The 3,594-nt window shown below is 63.3% G+C and carries 5 protein-coding genes; all 5 read left to right on the plus strand.

What is annotated here, in order from left to right; translation table 11 throughout:
- A partial coding sequence (locus A9W95_RS05035) for an MFS transporter (RefSeq protein WP_156746018.1) occupies positions 1 to 675 on the plus strand: 675 nt, incomplete at its 5' end.
- A gap of 52 nt (positions 676 to 727) precedes the next feature.
- The gene (locus A9W95_RS05040) at positions 728 to 1,405 is read left to right on the plus strand and encodes a TetR family transcriptional regulator (RefSeq protein ID WP_067409509.1); all 678 of its coding nucleotides are present in this window, start codon (positions 728 to 730) and stop codon (positions 1,403 to 1,405) included.
- Entirely contained in the window at positions 1,402 to 1,596 is a 195-nt protein-coding gene (locus A9W95_RS05045; protein ID WP_067409510.1) for a ferredoxin, read from the plus strand. The genes A9W95_RS05040 and A9W95_RS05045 overlap by 4 nt, the downstream gene beginning before the upstream one ends.
- 59 nt (positions 1,597 to 1,655) lie before the next feature.
- Positions 1,656 to 2,840 carry a cytochrome P450 gene (locus A9W95_RS05050; protein ID WP_371328024.1) on the plus strand — a complete coding sequence of 395 codons (1,185 nt, stop codon included), beginning with the start codon at positions 1,656 to 1,658 and terminating at the stop codon, positions 2,838 to 2,840.
- A 150-nt stretch (positions 2,841 to 2,990) separates the two neighbouring features.
- Positions 2,991 to 3,594, plus strand: a 604-nt coding sequence (locus A9W95_RS05055; RefSeq protein ID WP_172826561.1) for an amidohydrolase family protein, incomplete at its 3' end; no start/stop codon positions are given.

Here is a 3,594-nt window from a genome sequence, read left to right on the forward strand (position 1 = left end):
GGCTGGGCCGGGCTGCGTGAGCGGTGGGTACGTCCGGCGCTGATCCTCGGGTGCGGCATCGCCGTCTTCACCCAACTCAGCGGCATCGAAATGATCATCTATTACTCACCAACCATTCTGACGGACAACGGATTCGACACATCGGTGGCGCTCGACGTTTCGGTCGGGCTGGGCTTCACTTACCTGCTGGCCCAGCTCGTCGGCCTCGCGGTCATCGACAAGGTGGGGCGACGCCGGCTCACCCTGATCATGATTCCCGGCGCAGCGGCAAGCCTTCTCGGGTTAGGACTACTGTTCGTCACCGGCAACAGCGGCCGCGACTCCGTGCCGCTCATCGTCACCTGCCTCATCGTGTTCATGTTGTTCAACGCGGGCGGGCTGCAACTGATGGGATGGCTGACCGGTTCGGAGACCTACCCGCTGGCGGTGCGTCCCGCCGGTGCGGCCGCGCAGTCAGCGGCCATGTGGGGCACCAACGTCGTCATCACGTTGACCCTGCTCACCACCATCAACACCATCGGCGTCGGTCCCTCGATGTGGCTGTACGCCCTGTTCAACGTCTGTGCTTGGCTCTTCGTATTTTTCCGAATGCCCGATCTCACCGGTCGGAGTCTCGAAGAGATCGAAGGCAAGCTCGCCGAAGGGAAGTTTCGTCCCGCCGACTTCGCTCAATAGCATTTAAATCAATCGCTTGACTTAACACCGCGCCGCGCGGTTGACTAGCCGAATGACTTCGATCGGCCGGGCCGTTCGTAGCGAGCGAGCCAGTTCCACGCAGGAAGCGATCCTGGTGGCGGCCGAGCGACTCTTCGCCGAGCACGGGGTGTTCGCCGTGTCCAACCGGCAGGTCAGCGAGGCTGCCGGTCAGGGCAACAACGCGGCCGTCGGCTACCACTTCGGCACCAAGGCCGACCTCGTGCGGGCAATCGAGCAAAAGCACCGCGGCCCGGTGGAAGAACTGCGCGAGGGGATGGTCAGTGCCCTACTCGACTCCGGTGATCCGGCGGACATGCGGGCCTGGGTGGCATGCCTGGTGCGCCCGCTCACCGACCACCTGGCGGACTTGCGCAACCCCACCTGGTACGCCAGGTTCGCCGCCCAGGCCATGACCGATCCCGCCTACTACAACATCATCGTCAAGGGAGCGCTCAGCTCGCCGTCACTGGTTCAGGTTGTCGACGGGATCAACCGCTGTCTTCCCGATTTGCCCCTCGAGGTTCGATTCGAGCGAAACATCATGGCGCGCAACCTATTGATGCACACCTGCGCGGATCTCGAACGTGCGCTCGCCGGCGGCATGTCGACTCCCCGGCCGTCCTGGAGTGCTGCTGCCACCGGGCTCATCGACGCCATCGTCGGATTGTGGCTGGCCCCGGTGACTTCAAGCGAAGACCAAATACAATGAAAGTGACTGTGAATCAAGACATCTGCGCCTCGTCGGGCAACTGTGTGATGAATGCGCCGGAGGTGTTCGACCAGCGCGATGAAGACGGCGTCGTCGAACTGCTCACCCCCAATCCACCCGCCGAACAACACGAGGCCACCCGCAAAGCCGCCGCCTTCTGTCCGGCCTTGGCTATCCACATCGAGGAGTGACCGTGTCCGACACTCTGGCCGGCACCGCCGAGACTGCCGCGGCGGTCCCCGAATATCCCATGGCCCGATCGAGCGGGTGCCCATTCGCACCGCCTCCGGACGTCATGGCTTTGGCAGCACAGCAGCCGCTGACCCGAGTCCGCATCTGGGATGGCAGCACACCCTGGCTGATCACCGGATACGAGGAGTGCCGCGAACTGTTCAGTGACCCCCGCGTCAGCGTCGACGACCGGGTGCCCGGATTCCCGCACTGGAACGCCGGCATGTTGTCCACGGTGCACAAGCGACCTCGATCGGTGTTCACCGCCGACGGCGAGGAACACACCCGGTTCCGGCGAATGTTGTCCAAGCCCTTCACCTTCAAGCGGGTGGAAGGACTTCGCGCCAGCATTCAGCAGATCACCGATGACCACATCGACGCGATGCTGGCCGGACCCAAGCCGGCCGACATCGTCACCGCGCTGGCGCTGCCGGTCCCGTCCCTGGTGATCAGCCAGTTGCTCGGCGTGCCGTATGAAGACGCCGAGATGTTCCAGCATCACGCCAACGTGGGACTGGCGCGGTACGCGACCGGCGAAGACACCGTCAAGGGCGCCATGAGCCTACACAAGTACTTGGCGCAGTTGGTCGAGGCCAAGATGGCCAATCCGGCCGAGGATGCGGTGTCCGATCTGGCCGAACGGGTCAAGGCCGGCGAGCTCAGCGTCAAAGAAGCAGCCCAGTTGGGTACCGGGCTTTTGATCGCCGGGCACGAGACAACCGCGAACATGATCGGGCTCGGAGTGCTTGCGCTGCTGGTAAATCCCGAGCAAGCCACCGTCCTGCGCGACGCTGAAGACCCTAAGATCGTCGCCAACGCCGTCGAGGAGTTGCTCCGCTATCTGAGCATCATCCAGAACGGCCAACGTCGCGTCGCCCTGGAAGAGATCCACATCGCCGGAGAAACCATCCGGGCCGGCGACGGCATCATCATCGACTTGGCCCCGGCCAACTGGGATGCGAACGCCTTTACCGAGCCCGAGCGGCTGTACCTGCACCGCTCCGGGGCAGAGCGCAACGTCGCGTTTGGTTACGGACGACACCAGTGCGTGGGCCAGCAGCTCGCTCGGGCCGAGCTGCAGATCGTGTATCGCACGCTGCTGCGCCGGGTCCCCACTCTGGCGCTGGCCGTCCCGGTCACCGACATCCCGTTCAAACACGACCGCCTTGCCTACGGCGTGTACGAACTTCCGGTCACCTGGTGAGTACTTGAGAAACCGACCGAACCCAATGGAGGGCCCGTCATGTCAACCCAGACCAGCACCATTTCGCTGTACCCGCCGGAAGGCTTTGGTGCGCCCAAGAATCGCCGCGGCCACGCCTTGGGCCGCGATGTGGGGCTGCCCGAAGGGACGGTGGTTTTCTCCGCCGACAACCACATCTCGCTGGCCGACGACATCTTCTATGAGCGGTTCCCGGACGACCTGAAGGACAAGGCGCCGCGAATCTGGTACGAAGACGGCGCTTACCAGGTCGGCCGCAAAGGACAGTCCTTCCTCCCGGGTGACTTCAGTGCGGTCCTCATGCAGTACGACGACCTGCCGGGTGCGGCGAGCACGAACATCGAAGCGCGTATTCAGGAATTGCACGATGACGGCGTAGAAAAAGAATTGGCGTTTCCCAATGCGATCCTGGCCCTGTTCCACTACCCCGACAAGAAGCTACGTGAGTTGGCGTTTCGCATCTACAACGAGTACATCGCCGAGCTGCAGGAACGTTCGGGTGGTCACTTCTACGGCGCCGGCTTGATCAACTGGTGGGATCCGCAGGGTACCCGGCGGACGTTGGAAGAGCTGAAATCGTTGGGGCTCAAGACGTTTTTGATGCCGCTTAACCCGGGCAAGGACGACGACGGCAATCCGATCGATTACGCGAGCACGACGATGAGCCCGGTATGGGACGAGATCGAAGCCTCCGGACTGCCCGTGACCCACCACATCGGGGAAACGCCGCCGAAGA

The sequence above is a fragment of the Mycobacterium sp. 1423905.2 genome, assembly GCF_001673155.1.
GTDB lineage: Bacteria > Actinomycetota > Actinomycetes > Mycobacteriales > Mycobacteriaceae > Mycobacterium.